We start from the raw sequence: 17,640 nt of genomic DNA on the forward strand, positions 1-17,640 counted from the left end.
ACTATGTATAATAGTTGTATATTTATTTTGGTAGTACAATATTATCCAAAAATAACAATAATAAATATAATGAGGAGATTTTTTCTATGGATGGTTTTTCTGTTTTAACTGGCCTGATTGGTGGATTAGGCTTATTTTTGTATGGAATGAAACTAATGGGCGATGGTTTAGAGAACGCTGCTGGAGAAGGATTAAAATCAATATTAGAAAAGTTAACTAGTAACAAATACATAGCTGTATTAGTAGGTGCGGCAGTTACTGCTATAATTCAAAGCTCAAGTGCCACAACTGTAATGGTTGTAAGTTTTGTTAATGCAGGGTTAATGTCGTTAATACAAGCTGCCGGTGTAATTATGGGTGCTAATATAGGAACTACTATAACAGCACAAATGGTATCTTTTAATTTAGATGCAATTGCTCCAATATTTATCGGAGTAGGAGCTATAGTTTTACTTGTTGCAAAGAAAAAGAAAGTTAGAGATATAGCAAGTATAGCATTAGGCTTTGGAATACTATTTTTAGGAATGGGAACTATGTCTACAGCAATGAAGCCAGTTGCAGAAGCTAGTTGGTTTCAACAGTTTGTATTAGTAGTAGCTAATAATAGTTTATTAGGCTTACTTGCAGGTCTTGGCATGACAGCTGTAGTGCAAAGCTCATCAGCTACTACAGGTATATTAGTAGCCTTAGCAACTACTGGAGCAATAGATATGAGACTAGCATTTCCAGTAATATTAGGATGTAATATTGGGACATGCGTTACAGCAATATTAGCTTCATTAGGAGCAAATAGGACAGCTAAAAAAGCTGCATTAATACATTTACTTTTTAATACTATAGGAGCAATACTTTTCTTCCCATTTATAGGACCATTTATAGACTTAGTTGAAAAAACAGACGTAAATGTAGCTAGACAAGTTGCTAATGCACATACTATTTTTAATGTAACTGTAACAGTTGTTTTACTTCCTTTATCTTTATTTTTAGTTAAAATCGTAAATAGGATACTTCCTGGAGATGGGGAAATAGAAAAAGAAGGTGCTATATATCTAGATAAGCAATTATTAGATACACCGGTAATAGCAAATGGACAAGTATTAAAGGAAACACTGAGAATGGCTGAAAAGGCAAAGGAGAATGTTATTCTATCAATGAAAGCATTTACTGAAAATAGTCAAGAGTCAATCGATAAGGTCTATAAAAATGAAAAAATAATTAATGTTCTAGAAAGAGATATAACAGATTATTTAGTAGAGTTATCTCAGTTAGATCTTCCGGAAGATGATATAAAGTTATTTAGTTCCACTTATCATGTAATAAATGATATAGAAAGAATTGGAGATCATGCAGAAAATATAGCTGATTTAGCTATGGAAAAGATGAATAAGAATATACATCTTGGCGATGAAGCTAAGCAGGAGCTATCTTTAATTTTTGATAAGACAGTAAAGTCTATAGAAATAGCTATAGATCATTATAAAAATAAGGGACAATTAGATAATAAGGAAATTGAAATAGTTGAAGAAGAAATTGATTCACTAGAAAAGAAACTTAGAGAAAGTAATATAAGAAGATTAAATGAAAAAGCTTGTTCAGCAGATTCAAGCGTTATTTTCTTAGATATTATAAGTAATTTAGAGAGAATAGGTGACCATGCTAATAATATAGCTCACTTAGGAAGGAAGTAATAGTATTTGATAAATCTATTATAGACTATTATATTTATGCTATAATTATTGAATAATTAAAGGTCAAGAGGTGATTAGCATAGCTACTATAAGAGATGTAAGCAAACTTGCAGGAGTATCAGTTGCTACAGTATCTAGAGTGATAAATAAAAAAGGATATGTAAGCAAGGAAACAGAAGAAAATATTATTAATGCAATGAAGATGTTAAATTATACTCCTAATGATGTTGCTAGGAGACTTGCTGGTAAAAAATCTAATACTATAGGATTAATTATTCCAGATATACTAAATCCATTCTTTCCAGAAGTAGCCAGGGCAGCAGAGGATGCAGCTAATAAACTTGGCTTTAATTTAATTCTATGTAATGCTGAAAATAATAGAGAGAAGGAAAGGCAATATTATGAAATGCTTATAAATAAGCAAGTCGATGGAATAATAATTGCATCATATACTGCCACATCTTCAGATCTTATAGCTTTAATGGAGAGAGGTATGCCTGTAGTTGCTATAGATAGAGAGTACACGGGATATAATATACCTTCTATTAGATCAGATGATAGAGAAGGGGGGAGGCTTGCGGCTAGACATTTAATTGAATGTGGATGTAAAAATATAGCCCATGTTACAGGGCCTATATATATAGAGTCCTTAAATGAAAGATTTATTGGATTTGAAGAAGAGCTTAAAGCTAATAATTTATATAAACCAGAATTATTAAGAATTGATGAGTTCTCTTTAAAAGGTGGATATAATGCAACTAAAAAGCTATTAGAAGAGGGCAGAAATATAGATGGTATTTTTGCAGGGAATGATATATTAGCCATAGGTTGTTATAAGGCTTTAAATAATTTAGGATATAAACTTTATGATGATATAAAACTTATAGGCTATGATGGATTAGAATCAAATATTGATTACTTAGATATATCATCAGTAGCGCAGCCTATGTATAAGTTCGGTAAGCTAGCTGTAGAATTGCTTGTAAAGAAAATTGTAAATGAAGAAGATATTTCTATGGAGAAAATAAAATTAGATTTGAAAGTAGTAGAGAGAAAATCTACTATAGGAAAATAAAATGTTAACAAAAGGCGTCGATTATTTCGATGCCTTTTGTTTTGCAACTTTAATTATCATTTATTCATATAATAAAAAAATAAAATTCAGAAATTTTTTTAAAATTAATTTGAAAACATTTACCGAATATATTGACTTTATAAAAATCAGGTGTTAAATTAAATATATAACCGGTTACATATTGGACAAAAATATATTAGAAATATAGCAGATAATATAGAGAATATGGATTGCTTTTACTTGTGAAAACGGTTTTGGTGGAGGTAGTTATGAAAAAGATTGTAGTTGTTGGAAGTTTAAATATGGATTTAGTTATGGAAGTTAATAGGATACCCAAGATAGGTGAAACCTTAAAGGGGGAAAGGATGAATTATCTTATAGGTGGTAAGGGTGCAAACCAAGCAGTAGCTGCTAGTAGATTAGGTAATGAGGTAGCTATGATAGGTTGTGTAGGAAAAGATACCTTTGGAGATAAAATTCTTAAACACCTAAATGAAGAAGGAATAAATGTTAGTTCAGTAAAAAGTGATGATTCTATGTTTACGGGAATAGCTACAATATTTAAAACTGAAGTAGATAATTCAATAGTTGTAATTCCTGGAGCTAATGATTTCTGTAGTAGGGAACTAATTGATGAAAATATAGAATTAATAAAATCAGCAGATATATTAATAACTCAATTAGAAATACCTATAGAAACTGTAGAATATGCACTTAAGGTTGCTAAAGAAAATGGTGTTAAGACTATTTTAAATCCAGCGCCGGCTAGAGAGATAAGTGATGAAATGCTAAAAAATGTCGATTTTATTACACCTAACGAGACTGAATTTGAATTGATATGTAGAAATAATATAGAAGATAGTGAAACACTAGAAAAAGAAATGATAAATTGGCAAAACAAGCATATAAGTACAAGACTTATAGTTACTAGAGGGAAAGAAGGTTCTTCGTATATAGAAGATAATTTAGTGAAAACTGTTAAGGCTATGAGTGTAAAAGTTACAGATACAACAGGAGCAGGAGATACTTTTAATGGAGCATTGGCACATGGAATAATTAATAATTATTCCATGGAAAATATAGTAGGATTTGCAGGTACTGCAGCTTCTTTATCAGTAACTAAGCTTGGAGCTCAAACTGGAATGCCAACTTTAGATGAAGTTAATAAATATTTATAAATTGAGGGCTAAGAATAAAGTAAATAAGATTTAAAGCATTTAATTTATGGAGGAGTAAGATGAAAGTAGCTAAAGTGATATGGGAAGAAAGTCCTGAAACTCAAGCTATACGGGAGCTTAGGAAAAAAGTATTTGTAGAAGAGCAAGGGATGAATACAGAAATTATTGAGGATAAATATGAAAAAGGATGCATTCAATTAATAGGAATACATCAAGGAAATATAATAGGTCATTTAAGGATATGTAGAATATCTAATGATAAATATAAAATTCAAAGAGTATGCATTGACAGCAATTATAGAAAACATGGTTTTGGACAGATTTTAATAAGTTATGCAGAGGAACAGATAAAAAAGAATGGAGGGGATACCGTTATATTATGGGCTCAGCAAAGGGCTGAAGCTTATTATAAAAAGTTAGGTTATAGTTGCTGTGATGGCAATGAAATTATTAATTATTTTGAAAACCCACATATAGAAATGTGGAAAAAACTTTAGTATATTAACAAAATAAAAAATTATGATAAAAAATAGGGGGAACAAGTTATGAAAAAAGATAGAATTCTTTTCATTGGATTTATTTTACTAATAATTTTTATTTCTGAAATGATAGGAGTACAAGGAATTTCTATTGGAAGTATTAGAATTAATGTATTACCATTAGTATTTGCTGTAATAATTGCAATGATTATAGGAATGTCTGTTTTCAGAAAAGGAATAATAAAGAATATCTATTCTAAAGAGAATGTTAATTTTGCGGGAAAATATTTAATTTTTATAATGCTACCTTTAATGGCTAGATATGGTGCTGATGTAGCTCCAAAAATAAATGAAATTTTAGAAGTCGGTTGGGTTTTCCTTTTACAATCAGTAGGAAACGTTGGAACTGTATTATTAGGATTACCAGTAGCGTTATTACTAGGATTAAAAAGAGAATCTATTGGTGCAACATTAGGTATTGGTCGTGAAGGAGAATTAGCTTACATATCAGAAAAATTTACAGTTAATTCAGATGAAGGTCGTGGAGTATTATCTATATATCTAGTTGGAACATTATTTGGTGCTGTAATTTTTAGTATAATACCACCTATTTTAAGTGGATTAGGATTTGACTATAGAGCTTTAGCTATTGGTACTGGATTAGGGTCAGCTAGTATGATGACAGCTGCATCTACATCACTTATTCCATTATATCCAGGTGCTGAATCAACAATTACGTCTTATGCTGCTGCTAGCCAATTAGTAACTAGTTTTATGGGAACATACATAATGGTATTCTTATCTATTCCATTAATGAACTTTATGTATAAAATTTTCAAGAAAGAAAAAGCTATTTAAGTTTTTATAAAGAAAAGGGGGATACAAAGATGAAAGATACTGTAAAAGAATTATTTAATAGTGTAAAGATATTGTTTTTAGGTGCAGGTTTGATTTTATTTACTCAAGCTGTAAAATTAATAAAAAATCCAGAGTCTACTCCAATTACTGGACAAACATTCGTAGGATTGATTGTATTAGTATTTTTTGCAACTGTAGGTTTATTTATAACTGATTTAGCAAAGAAGTCAAAGATTAATATTTTAAAAAGTTTTCCAGCTTTAGGGTGGGTTTCCATAGTATCATTAGTATTTTGTTTGATGTCGAATTTCTTTGTAAAAGCAATTGGTGCAGTAGATTTTCTATCTATAACTACACCGGTATTAGCATTTGCAGGGGTATCTGTAGCAGATAGCTTAGGTGATTTAACAAAGTCTTCATGGAAAATGTTAATTGTAGCGATATTTGTATTTTTAGGAAGTTATTTAGGACGTGTATTACTTGCTCAACTTGGAATTATGATTAGTGGATAAGGAGGGAATTATAAATGAAGATGATTTTAGATTTAGATACAGGAATAGATGATGCTTTAGCCATTGCATATACAATAGGGAAAAAAGAAGTTGATTTAATAGGTATAACTACTGTTTTTGGAAATATAAATGTTCATGATGCCTCAAGAAATAGTTTAAACATATTAAAATTATTAGATTCAGAAAATATTCCAGTGTATAAAGGAGCAGAACATTCAGTTACATCTTCTAGATATGAGCAAAAAAGAGGTGGAAAGATTTTTCATGGAGGGAATGGAATAGCTGATATTACTTTAGATAGTAGTATTCACGAATATAAAGAAGGAGCAGTTGATTTCATTTTAGATTCTGTAGAAAAATACGGAAAAGATTTAACAATAGTGGCAACAGGACCTTTAACTAATATAGCTGAAGCTATAAAAAAATCTCCAGAAACTATGAGAAAGGTTAATAAAATAGTGATAATGGGAGGGGCACTAACTGTACCAGGAAACGTTAGTCCATTTGCAGAAGCTAACTTTTCCCAAGATGCTAAGTCAGTAGGTGTAGTTTTAAGTAGTGAAAATCCAATTACTTTAATTGGATTAGATGTAACTTTAAAGACATTACTAACTAGAGATGATGTAAAGTCATGGGAAAGTATAAGTGATAAATCAAAGTGCTATCATAAAATAATAGATTATTATTTTAAGGCTCATGAAATGATATCACCTGATATGGGAGGATGTGCTTTACATGATCCACTTGCAGTAGGAGTTGCAATTAATCCTAATATTGTTAGTACAACTCCATTTTCTTTAGGTGTAATAGTGGATGGAGATCAAAATGGAAGAGTGATATCAAATAATAAAAATATAAAATCTAACTCTGATAAAAATGTTGAGGTTGCTTTAGATGTAAAAGCAGAGGAATTTAAAGAAGATTTTCTAAATGCTCTATATAATGTTTTTAAGTAATTAGGTTAGAAGGTGCATTTTTATTATATCCGTGTAATTAAAAGATTAAAGTATGCATAAAGGATAGTTTATAGAATTATTATATAAATAAAGCTTTCATTTATATAAGGTGTAAGTAATGATATATCTTATTTTAAATACAAAAAATAGGAGGGTATATAATGAAATTTTTTCTTGATACAGCCAATATAAATGACATTAAAGAGATATATGACCTAGGAATAATAAGTGGGGTTACGACTAATCCATCCTTAATAGCTAAAGAAAAAAGAGACTTAAAGGAAACAATAAAAGAAATTTCAGATATTGTAGATGGACCAATAAGTGGAGAAGTAATTAGCTTAGATTATGAAGGAATGATAAAAGAAGGAATGGAATTAGCTAGTATTCACAGTAATATTGTAGTTAAGATACCTATGACTAGAGATGGGTTAAAAGCGGTATCATATCTTTCAAAAAATAATATAAAGACTAATGTGACACTTATATTTTCATCTACACAAGCATTATTAGCTTCAAGAGCAGGAGCAACTTATGTTTCTCCTTTCTTAGGAAGATTAGATGATATTGGGTTTAATGGACTAAACCTTATAAAGGAAATAAAAGATATATTTAAAGCTCATGATATAAAGACAGAAATAATAGCTGCATCTATAAGAAATCCTATTCACATTATAGAATCGGCAAAATTAGGAGCAGATATTGCAACTATACCACCTAATGTAGTAGATAATCTTATTAAACACCCATTAACAGATATAGGAATAGAAAAGTTTATAAAAGACTGGGAAGCTGCAAATAAGTAATATTTTGCGAAGCAAAATAATGAAAAATTAAGAATGAAGAATGAAGAATTAAGGGAAAAACTCCTGTGGAGTTTTAAATAAAAGGTGCTTTGCACTAATTAATTTTTAAGCTTTGCTGTGCAAAACATCCTTAATTCTTCATTTTTAACTTTTAATTCTTAATCATTAAAATTCTGTTCATTTTAATACTTCCAGCTTAAAAATGTGTTTATAATTTATATTTTTGTACTATAATGGTTAATATAAATAAAAAAGTTGAGTTTGGAGGTATAAAATTTGGAAAATAAGTATATAATATTTGATACACATGCCCATTACGATGATGATGCATTTGATGAAGATAGAGAAGAACTTTTAAAGGACCTTAAATTAAATGGTGTAGTTGGAATATTGAACTGTGCATCAAGTTATGAAAGCATAGAAAAAACATATAATTTAACTATAGAGAATGATTTTATTTATGGTGCCTTAGGAATACATCCTGAAAATGCTGATGAGTTCAATGAAGATGTGGAGAAAGAAATAGTTGAATTAATTAGTAAGAATAACAAAATCATTGCAGTAGGAGAAATAGGGTTAGATTACTATTGGGAAGAGAATCCGCCTAGAGAAGTACAGAGAGAAATCTTCAGAAAACAAATGAAAATTGCAGAAGAACTAAAGCTTCCAGTTGTAATCCATGATAGAGATGCTCATGCTGATACTTTAGACATAATTAAGGAGTTTCCTAAAGTTAGGGGGATAGTACACTGCTTCTCAGGTAGTTCTGAGTTTGCTAAGGAGTGCATAAAGCTTGGATATTATATAGGAATAGGTGGAGTAGTAACCTTTAAAAATGCTAAGAAGATAGTAGAAGTAGTTAAGGATATTCCATTAGACAAGATTCTTGTCGAAACAGATGCTCCTTATATGGCACCAACGCCAAACAGAGGAAAAAGGAATAAATCGGATTATATTAAATATATAATAGAACAAATTGCTAATATAAAAGAATTAGACCCAAAAGAAGTAAATATGGTAGTAAATGATAATTTTAAGAGGTTGATGGAAAAGCCTATATAAAGTAAAATTAAACAATGATACTAGAATATTTTTACAATAAGTCATTTGTGATAAGGTTAGAACTTAAGAGATGAATCTACTTTTATAGAGAACTGTAAGATTAATAAACTGTAATATCGCTATTATTTATATTTATATTTTGAGTATGCATATAATTGCATTTTATAACAACAGTTTTAATGTTGCAGGAGGTCAAGTTTGACAAAAGCGCCCGATTAAATTATAATGCAAAAGACGCTCTTGCCAAGGGAGGAAGTAGAAGATGGTAGGAAAATTAAAAGAATACCTGAAAAGTAACTTTTCTAACGGTCCAAAGGCAAAAATACTGATGGTAGTAGTAGTTGCTACTATTGTTTTATCAGTGACGTTCATAAACATGAAAAAGACAGTAACTATGGAGATAGACGGTAAGGAAGAGACATTCGTCACATATAAAAGGACTGTTAAAGATGTGTTGGATACCAAAGGGATTTCAGTAAACCCAAAGGATAAAATTCAACCAGCTTTAAATAGTAATGTATCTGAAGGTGATACAATTTCTATTAAAAGAGCTGTTTCAGTAGAGTTAACTTTAGGTGATAAGATTACGAAAATCGATACTGCTGAAGAGACTATTGGAGACATGCTGAAGGTAGAGAAAGATGAACTAGAAGAACAAGGAATTGAATTCAATGAAGGAGTAGATGAAGTCACTCCAGCATTAGATACTGAAATTACTTCAGATTTACAAGTAACATTAGTAGATGTTGAAGTTAAAAGTGAGGTAGCTAAGGAAGCTATTGAATTTGATGTAGTTTTAGAAGAAGATTCAGGTCTGGATCATGGACTTGAAGAAGTAAGACAAGATGGAGCTACAGGAGAAAAGGAAGTCGTTTATGAAGTAATTTATAAAAATGGTAAAGAATTTTCTAAAGCTGTGAAAAGCTCTAAAATATTGGCGGAACCAGTAAATAAAGTTGTCGCACAAGGTACTAGAAGAATGTTTGCTAGTAGAAGTGGACAATTACTAAACTACAAGAGCGTATTATACTGTGAATCAACTGCCTATAGTGGTGGGGGGGTTACAGCAACAGGAACTGTACCTGTAAGAGATCCAAATGGTATAAGTACTGTAGCAGTTGATCCAAGAGTTATTCCATTAGGATCATTATTATATGTTGAAGGATATGGAAAAGCTGTAGCAGCAGATACTGGTGGCGCAATAAAAGGTAATATCATTGATGTATATGTTAATTCTCAAGAAGAAGCATATAATAGCTGGGGAAGAAAATATAACGTTCCTGTATATATTTTAGCTTATCCAGGAGAATGGTAAAATAAGAGGATGCTGTTAAAGCATCCTTTTGTTTTTGAATAAATATTATGTTTTGGATTTATTTCATTTAAGGGAATCAAGTCTATGGCACTTTTTTAAATATTAATTTGCCTAGATCATTGATATTTTAACTATATAAGTTTGAAGAAATAATGTATATTCTTAGGATTTATGCTATTTGTAGTGAAAAATAGCTTTGAAATTAAATTACATAATTAAATTATATTTTGAGTAATTATTACAACATATATAATTTGACATAATAACTATATAAGGATAAATTAATACTAGAAATATTTCAGAAAGGAAGTTACATTTTGATAAAGGAAGTTATTGTAGTTGAAGGTAGAGATGATATAACTGCTGTAAAACAAGCTGTAGATGCAGAAGTAATTGCAGTAGGTGGATTTGGAATAAATGCAAAAGTAATAGATAGAATAAGGGACGCGCAAAGAAGAAAAGGAGTAATAGTATTAACTGATCCTGACTTTGCAGGTGAAAAAATTAGAAGTATAATTTCTAAAAGAGTTAAAGGAATAAAGCATGCATATATAGCTCAAGAAGATGGAATTAAAGGTGACGATATAGGTGTGGAAAATGCTACTCCAGAAGTTATTATAGAAGCCTTAAATAGAGCAAAGGTTTCAGAAGAGGTTATAGAGGAGATCTATAAGTCAGAAGATATGTTTTATTTTAAGTTAACTGGTGATATTAATTCTAAGAGCAGAAGATTAATGTTAGGAAAAGAATTAGGTATAGGATATGGAAATGCCAATCAAATGCTTACAAGATTAAATAAGTATTCAATTAGTAAAGAAGAATTTATAACAGCTATAGAAAAAATAGAAAGAAAACTAGGAGTTGAAAAATAGTGGAAATTAAAACAGCCGAATTAGTAAAAAAATATAATTTTAAATTTTCTAAGGGACTTGGACAAAATTTCTTAGTAGATGACTCTGTACCAAGAGATATAGTTGCTGGGGCAGAAGTAGATGAGAATGATTTAGTAATAGAAATTGGACCAGGAGTAGGAACACTTACGGCTCAATTATTAAATAAGGCAAAAAGAGTTGTCGCAATAGAATTAGATAGTGACTTAATACCTATATTACAAGAAGAAATAGGGGATAATCCTAAGTTTTCATTAATACATAATGACGCTTTAAAAGTTAACTTCAATGAAATAATAGGGGACGAGAAAAGTGTAAAACTGGTAGCAAACTTACCTTATTATGTTACAACTCCAATTATAGTTAAGCTTTTAAAGGAAAAATATAATTTTAAATCTTTAACTATAATGATACAAAAAGAAGTTGCAGAAAGAATGGATGCAGAACCTTCTAGCAAAGATTATGGAGCTCTATCCTTACTAGTTCAATATTACTGTGATACAAAGATAATAAGAAAGGCACCACCTCAATGTTTTATGCCAAGGCCTAAGGTGGATTCAATAGTTGTTAAGTTAGATAAGCTTGAGAAACCAAGAGTATCAGTAGATAATGAGAAGATGTTTTTTGATATAATAAGAAGTTCTTTCAATATGAGAAGAAAAACTTTATGGAATGGAGTAAAGAGTATAGGTCTTCAAAAGGAGAAGTTAGAGTTAGCTTTTGAAGAAGCAAATATAGATCCAAAGAGAAGAGGAGAAACTTTAACTATAGAAGAATTCGCATTACTTTCAGATAAGATAAATAAATACTTATAATAGTTTACTTTCAAATAAGATAAATAAATATTTATAATATATGAGCTCGTGAGAAATATGGTGTAATATACGATAATCTCACGAGCTTAATTTTTAACATATTTGCACATGGGTAGCATATAATGTAATGAATTAATGTAAGATGGAGGATCTATAGGTTTGTCACAGTTAAATAAGCTTTATAGAAATTTTATTATTTTACAAGAAGATGAAAGAGGATATTCTAGTTCCAATGATAAAACATTATCTGGATATTCTAAAATAGAGGCTAAGGGTGAAACTTGTAAGATTTCCTTTTATGCTCAAAATTTAAGACATGATGAGGATGAGGATTATTACATTTTAGCTATTTGCAATAAAAAAGATGCTAAAAAGATAGTGAATTTAGGAAAACTTTTAGTATCAGAAGGTGGAAAGGCAGAAGTAACAAAGGAATATTCCATTGATAATATTGGAGGTCTTGGCATTAGTTACGATAAGATAAGTGGAGCTGCTATTGCTAAGATGAAAAATGAAATTCCAATAGTTATTATGTGTGGCTTTATTAATGGAGAGCAGCCAAGTGATAGCTGGAAGAATTACAAGGTTGTGAAAGCAGCCCATGATAAAGGAAAACATAAACATGATGATAAAAAGAAAGATGATAAGAAGAAAGATGACAAAAAGAAATGTGATAAACATCGGGAAGATGAAGCTAGGGATGTAATAATTCAAGAGGTTACTGGAATATTTAAAGAAGAAGATTTAGAACCTATTGAAGATTACGATGAGGAAATAAGGGAAGAGATTGAATTGATTCAGGAAGAGGATGAAAATAGAAGTGATGCATCTCAGGAAGATAATATTGAGGAAAAATTAATTCAAGAAGATCCTATAAGAGAAGAAGTTCTACAAGATGAGGATATTCAAAAGAATGAAATAAGAAAAAATCCTTTTGAAAATAACAATATTGATAAAAATCCATTTGATAACAATGAAGAAAATTTAAGCAGAGGATATATAAGAAATAAATTTGATGAATATGAAGAAACTATTGAAGATAAAGAAGAATTCGAAGTTAGAGGTAGTGTAGGAGAGTACTTTGAAGGACTAGCTAATGGATTTGAATGCTGCAGAGGTAAATATGATGAAATTAAATATTGTAAGTGGTACAAAGTTCCTGTAAGTGATTTGCATGAAATGTGTAATATGTCAAATTACAACAGATATGCAGTAGCCTACTATCCAATGCTAAATTATTATCCATATATAAGGCAACACAGATATTTCATGTTAGGATATAAATGTGATAAAGAAGGAAATCTTAGATATATTGTTTATGGTATTCCAGGTAAGAGGAATATAGATGATCAACCTTATGAAGGAAAGACAGGATTTGTAACTTGGGTTAGTGATGAGTCAAGGGATGGTAGTGGATGTTGGTTAATGTTCTATGACTTTAAAAATTCAACTGTTGTTGTACCTATGGAATAGGTAGATAATAGGATGTACTTATAAATCCTGATGAGTATATTAAAAAGTAAAAAATTATACACCATCACCCTACTTCTAACCCTTATGTTGATAATAACATTTATGAGGGGATTCTTTATAAACAATATTAATGAGGTTGCAATTTCAAATAATAATATTGAAGGCTTTACTAAGTATAGTCTAAGGGATGGGAGATATTCTATTTCTTTACCTAAAGGATGGGAGGTAAGGGAAGATTCTAAGGATGAGGATTTAATTATTAATTTTAATAATAAATCTGTCATTTATGGAGATATATCTATTGTAGATGGAGAATTAGAGAAGTTTGCTGAAAGTATAGACCAAAATAAAAAGAGTACTAAAACTGAAAATAATATTTATATCTGGAAAGTAATAACCTTAGAGGAAGATGGAAATATAGATAAGTATTATCTTAGGAATTACTCAGAGGGAAGGGTTCTTATAATAAAATACTCTTATAAAAAGAACAAAGTAAAAAATAGCATAAAAGTTGTTTTCGATATGATTTCAGTTAGTTTTAAATGATAGACTAATAAGATTTGCTATTATAGCTTTAAAGTATTATAATTTATTTAATTAGGAGAAGTAATTACTTCTCCTAATTAGTTTAAATTGTAGGGATAACCTTTTTTAGAGGGGAAGGATGTTATTGAAAAAGACTGCAAAAGGATTAATATTAACATTATTAATTACATTGTCACTTAGCTTAACTTCTTGTGGTGTAGTTGACAGTATAAAAGCAAAATTTAACAATGATAATTCATATTTTGATTATTTAGAGAGTGATAAAATAGATCAAATAAGTATTCAAAGTATGAGAGATAAATCCTTTAAGTTTCTAGTAACTGACGATAAATCAATAACTAATATGTATGATTTATTATCAAAGGCTAAGACTAGTGAGAAGAAATCAGAGTTACAGCCAGATTATATTTTTGAGATAAAAATGGGGGAAGAGGTAAAGACTTTTTATTATGTTGTAGGAGCTTATGAAGGTAATTTTTATGATGATACTCAGAGTTTTACCGTTTCAAAAAGACTGGATGAGGGGATTTTACAAAATTTATCTATAATAAGAAAACCTAGAGATTTTGAATACATATATTACAATCCAATTGTAGATGTTATAAAAAATTTGGATGAAACTTTAGATTATTCAAATATTAAAGTTGGAGTAGATATTAACAGTGATATTGAATGCCGTAAATATGTATTTTCAACAGATATAGAGTCTTTCCTAACCAAGGCTAGAAAAACAGCACCTAATATAGAGATGGTAAATAACAATGAAGAAACCTTTGATGTTATAGTAAGGATTAAAAATAGAGGGCATAGTTCAACTGTATATAAGAGTAACATTACTGTTGAAGATAAAAAAAATAACAAAGAATACTATTATTATATAGTTGGAGAAAATGAATACAAAGAATGGAACATTAACATTTATGATTCAAAGAATGTTCCTAAAGATGTAGAAAAAAATTGGTAGGAGGTGTTACTATGTCAAGTTTTTCAACTAACAATAATGAAGAAAAGACAAAAAAAATTTTAAATTTTGAACAAAAGCCAGCTAAATTAAGGCCGAAATATGGAACAATTAAAAATGTTATCGGAGTAATAAGTGGTAAAGGTGGAGTAGGAAAATCTACAGTTACTGGAATATTAGCAAGTACTCTAAGGAAAAAAGGATATAAAGTTGGGGTTTTAGATGCAGACATAACAGGTCCATCTATGCCAAGATTTTTTGGTATAAATAATAAGAGGGCTGGAATAGAGCCAATTGATGAAAACAACTTTAAATATAGTCCAGTTGAATCAAAGGCTGGAGTTAAGGTTTTATCAATGAATCTTTTAATACCTAAGGAAGATGATCCAGTAGTTTGGAGAGGACCTATTGTAAGTAGTGTTTTAACTCAATTATTTACAGATACTTTATGGGGTGAATTAGATTACTTATTAATTGATATGCCACCTGGAACTTCAGATATTACTTTAACAGTAATGCAAAGCTTCCCTATTACTGAGCTTATTATTGTATCAACACCACAAGATATGGTATCTATGATAGTTAAAAAAGTAATTTCTATGGCAAATAAGATGCCTTTACAAATTAGAGGTGTAATCGAAAATATGTCATATATTACTTGTCCAGGATGTGATACAAAAATAAAAGTTTTCAGTAAAAAGTCAGCAGAAGAACATGCTGAATACTTAGGAGTGCCATTACTTGGAGAATTACCTATAAATGTTGATTTAACTGAAGCTTTAGAAGAAGGTAGAGCTGAAGAATATGTAATGGATAATGAATTATATTCATTAATTTTTGAAGGATTATATTAAAATTACACATAATAGGATTGCATTAAGGGAATAGTATATTTGTAACTAATTAGAAGGGGAGGAAAGCCCATGGAAGCTCATGTAGATAAAGATACTTGTATTGGTTGTGGATTATGTCCATCAATATGTGATGCAGTATTTGAAATGGATGATGATGGAAAGGCTGTTGCTAAAAACCCTGAAGTTCCTAGCGAGCATGAAGATGAAGCTAAGGATGCAGAAGCAAGCTGTCCTGTAAGTGCAATTGTTGTAAAATAAAAAGATGCTGAAAAGCATCTTTTTATTTTATTTAAAAATAGTCAATTAATTTATCTTGAAGTATTTTAGGATTATTACTACTAAAACTAATATTATTAGCATCAATATTAATAGTTGCTCCTAAATTTTGATAGTTTGGAATACTATTTATAGGTACTTTAACTATACTATCATCTTCTAAAACAACATAAGCCTCAAAAAAGTCATAATCTATTACTTTTCCTTTCATAATAACACCACCTAAATTAGTTGATATTATTATGCTCAAAATTAATAAATTTAATTCATATAGATTAGTTTTTATATAAATCAGTATAAATTATTTTAAAAACTCTTAGAGATTCTTCTATTTTAGGACGTAAAAGATGTTTTCTAGCTTCATACTCAACTAAACCTTTATCAGTTAGAGAATAAATCTTTTGAAATTTTTTCTTTGGGTCGTCCCATTCACCGATAATATACTCATCTTTTTCTAATTTTTTTAATAGTGGATAGATTCCACCAGTACTCGGAACCCAAAGCCCACTAGTTCTCTCTCCTATTTTTGTGGAGATATCATTTCCATTAGAAGGACTTATACTAAGTATATGAAGCACATAAATTGGTAATAAGCCTTTAGTAAAAACTTGACCTACAGACTCTTTTTCTTTTTGTATTTTTTTAAGTTCTGCAAGTTTTTGTTTATATTCTTCTTGGAGTCTTTTTTCTTCTTCTTTGATATCTTCTATACTACTCAAATGAAGATTGAAGTTATCCATATTAATTAACCTTTTGAATCGCTAAACCAAGTAAACCAGGACCACCATGAACGCCAAGAGCTGGGCTAATTTGTGATATATCAAGGCTAAGGATATTATTTAATCCTTTAAGGGATTCTAAAATGTTTTTTGCTTCTTCTAAGGCACCACCATGAAGAACCCAAACTTTACATTTGTTTTCTTTAAGCTCATCCTTTAAAAAGCTAATTAATTTTGAAATTGACTGCTTTCTACCTCGAGCTTTACATACTGTATAATAAATACCTTCCTCATCTACAGTTACAATAGGCTTTAAATTTAACATATCACCTATAGTTCCAGCAACCCTTCCTATTCTTCCGCCTCTTTTTAAGTACTCTAGAGTATTAACAGTGAAATATCCAATAATATTTTTTCTTATAGCTGGCAACTCTGACACTATCTCTTCGAAGCTTTTACCTTCTTCTATTAAATTAGCTACTTCTAATGCAACTATTCCTTCAGGTATAGCTAAGATTTTTGTATCAAATACATGATGTTTTAAATTAGGATGATCCTCTAAAGCAAGTCTAATGGAATTAAATGTTCCAGAAAGACCACTAGAAATAGTAATAGCAATAACGTGAGTATAGCCTTCACTTTCTAAGTTTATTAATATTTCTTCTAGATCTTCTGCACTTGGAAGAGATGTTTTTGGAACTTCTTTTTCTAAATTACCATATATCTCATCAGCAGAAATATCTATTTTATCTTTATACTCTCCATGAGAATAAGAAATTCTCAAAGGAAGTAACTTAATATTTTTTTCTTTTATTACCTCTAAAGATAAATCACAAGCACTATCAACTATCAATGCGATTTTTTGCATACGAAACCTCCTACAATACTTAAAATTTATAACTTAATTATATCATAACTGCGAACTATATCAATATTGATATAGTTTTAATCTTATCAATATTGATAAGATTAATTCTCAAGTAATATGTTTTTAAATAATAGAAGAAAATCAAAATAACACATAGAATCTCTCATATATTACACATAAAATCTACAACATTTAATATTTATAAATAAAAATTAATAAATATGTAAAAATAAGAGGGTTTTACAACTCTTATTTTCTAATTTCACAATGCAAGTTTTAATATTTTTATTGCAGAAAAATGTAATAAAT

General features: G+C 29.6%; 20 protein-coding genes. 17 read left to right on the forward strand and 3 right to left on the reverse strand.

The window, feature by feature from the left end:
* Positions 1-86 precede the first annotated feature (86 nt).
* The 17 genes from E6248_RS04950 (at position 87) to E6248_RS05030 (ending at position 15,726) form a co-directional block, all read left to right on the forward strand.
* Positions 87-1,688 (forward strand): Na/Pi cotransporter family protein, encoded by a 1,602-nt coding sequence (locus tag E6248_RS04950; protein ID WP_316339705.1) that lies wholly within the window; start codon positions 87-89, stop codon positions 1,686-1,688.
* A 70-nt stretch (positions 1,689-1,758) separates the two neighbouring features.
* Entirely contained in the window at positions 1,759-2,763 is a 1,005-nt protein-coding gene (locus E6248_RS04955; protein ID WP_316339706.1) for a LacI family DNA-binding transcriptional regulator, read from the forward strand.
* Positions 2,764-3,032: 269 nt separating this feature from the next.
* A complete protein-coding gene (gene rbsK / locus E6248_RS04960) occupies positions 3,033-3,941 on the forward strand; it encodes a ribokinase (protein ID WP_316339707.1) in 909 nt (302 codons plus the stop codon).
* Between the two features lie 59 nt (positions 3,942-4,000).
* The gene (locus tag E6248_RS04965) at positions 4,001-4,438 is read left to right on the forward strand and encodes a GNAT family N-acetyltransferase (RefSeq protein WP_316339709.1); all 438 of its coding nucleotides are present in this window, start codon (positions 4,001-4,003) and stop codon (positions 4,436-4,438) included.
* A 48-nt stretch (positions 4,439-4,486) separates the two neighbouring features.
* Positions 4,487-5,278, forward strand: a complete 792-nt coding sequence (locus E6248_RS04970) for a DUF3100 domain-containing protein (protein WP_316339710.1) — start codon at positions 4,487-4,489, stop codon at positions 5,276-5,278.
* Positions 5,279-5,307: 29 nt separating this feature from the next.
* Complete coding sequence (locus E6248_RS04975) at positions 5,308-5,790, forward strand: hypothetical protein (RefSeq protein ID WP_316339711.1); 483 nt, start codon at positions 5,308-5,310, stop codon at positions 5,788-5,790.
* Between the two features lie 14 nt (positions 5,791-5,804).
* Positions 5,805-6,746, forward strand: a complete 942-nt coding sequence (locus E6248_RS04980; RefSeq protein ID WP_316339712.1) for a nucleoside hydrolase — start codon at positions 5,805-5,807, stop codon at positions 6,744-6,746.
* A 161-nt stretch (positions 6,747-6,907) separates the two neighbouring features.
* Positions 6,908-7,552 (forward strand): fructose-6-phosphate aldolase, encoded by a 645-nt coding sequence (fsa, locus tag E6248_RS04985; RefSeq protein WP_316339713.1) that lies wholly within the window; start codon positions 6,908-6,910, stop codon positions 7,550-7,552.
* A gap of 276 nt (positions 7,553-7,828) precedes the next feature.
* Complete coding sequence (locus E6248_RS04990; RefSeq protein WP_316339714.1) at positions 7,829-8,614, forward strand: TatD family hydrolase; 786 nt, start codon at positions 7,829-7,831, stop codon at positions 8,612-8,614.
* A 262-nt stretch (positions 8,615-8,876) separates the two neighbouring features.
* The gene (locus E6248_RS04995) at positions 8,877-9,929 is read left to right on the forward strand and encodes a 3D domain-containing protein (protein WP_316339715.1); all 1,053 of its coding nucleotides are present in this window, start codon (positions 8,877-8,879) and stop codon (positions 9,927-9,929) included.
* Positions 9,930-10,246: 317 nt separating this feature from the next.
* A complete protein-coding gene (gene rnmV, locus E6248_RS05000; protein WP_136008165.1) occupies positions 10,247-10,801 on the forward strand; it encodes a ribonuclease M5 in 555 nt (184 codons plus the stop codon).
* Complete coding sequence (gene rsmA / locus E6248_RS05005; protein WP_316339723.1) at positions 10,798-11,634, forward strand: 16S rRNA (adenine(1518)-N(6)/adenine(1519)-N(6))-dimethyltransferase RsmA; 837 nt, start codon at positions 10,798-10,800, stop codon at positions 11,632-11,634. Before rnmV ends, rsmA begins: the two co-directional genes overlap by 4 nt.
* 159 nt (positions 11,635-11,793) lie before the next feature.
* Positions 11,794-13,107: a hypothetical protein gene (locus E6248_RS05010; RefSeq protein WP_316339716.1), complete on the forward strand. Its 1,314-nt coding sequence runs from the start codon at positions 11,794-11,796 to the stop codon at positions 13,105-13,107.
* 102 nt (positions 13,108-13,209) lie between these two features.
* The gene (locus E6248_RS05015; RefSeq protein WP_316339717.1) at positions 13,210-13,653 is read left to right on the forward strand and encodes a hypothetical protein; all 444 of its coding nucleotides are present in this window, start codon (positions 13,210-13,212) and stop codon (positions 13,651-13,653) included.
* A gap of 118 nt (positions 13,654-13,771) precedes the next feature.
* On the forward strand, positions 13,772-14,617 hold the full coding sequence (locus E6248_RS05020) for a hypothetical protein (RefSeq protein WP_316339718.1): 846 nt from the start codon (positions 13,772-13,774) through the stop codon (positions 14,615-14,617).
* An 11-nt stretch (positions 14,618-14,628) separates the two neighbouring features.
* Positions 14,629-15,468 (forward strand): Mrp/NBP35 family ATP-binding protein, encoded by an 840-nt coding sequence (locus tag E6248_RS05025; RefSeq protein WP_316339719.1) that lies wholly within the window; start codon positions 14,629-14,631, stop codon positions 15,466-15,468.
* 69 nt (positions 15,469-15,537) lie between these two features.
* The gene (locus E6248_RS05030; protein ID WP_136008159.1) at positions 15,538-15,726 is read left to right on the forward strand and encodes a ferredoxin; all 189 of its coding nucleotides are present in this window, start codon (positions 15,538-15,540) and stop codon (positions 15,724-15,726) included.
* Between the two features lie 31 nt (positions 15,727-15,757).
* Here the strand turns inward: E6248_RS05030 and E6248_RS05035 are convergent, their stop codons facing one another.
* The 3 genes from E6248_RS05035 to E6248_RS05045 form a co-directional block, all read right to left on the reverse strand.
* Positions 15,758-15,955: a hypothetical protein gene (locus tag E6248_RS05035; RefSeq protein ID WP_316339720.1), complete on the reverse strand. Its 198-nt coding sequence runs from the start codon at positions 15,953-15,955 to the stop codon at positions 15,758-15,760.
* A 64-nt stretch (positions 15,956-16,019) separates the two neighbouring features.
* Complete coding sequence (locus tag E6248_RS05040; protein WP_316339721.1) at positions 16,020-16,484, reverse strand: PadR family transcriptional regulator; 465 nt, start codon at positions 16,482-16,484, stop codon at positions 16,020-16,022.
* A 1-nt stretch (position 16,485) separates the two neighbouring features.
* Positions 16,486-17,331 carry a DegV family protein gene (locus E6248_RS05045; RefSeq protein ID WP_316339722.1) on the reverse strand — a complete coding sequence of 282 codons (846 nt, stop codon included), beginning with the start codon at positions 17,329-17,331 and terminating at the stop codon, positions 16,486-16,488.
* Between the last annotated feature and the right edge of the window lie 309 nt (positions 17,332-17,640).

The organism is Clostridium sp. (assembly GCF_032552055.1).
Classification (GTDB): Bacteria; Bacillota; Clostridia; order Clostridiales; family Clostridiaceae; genus Clostridium.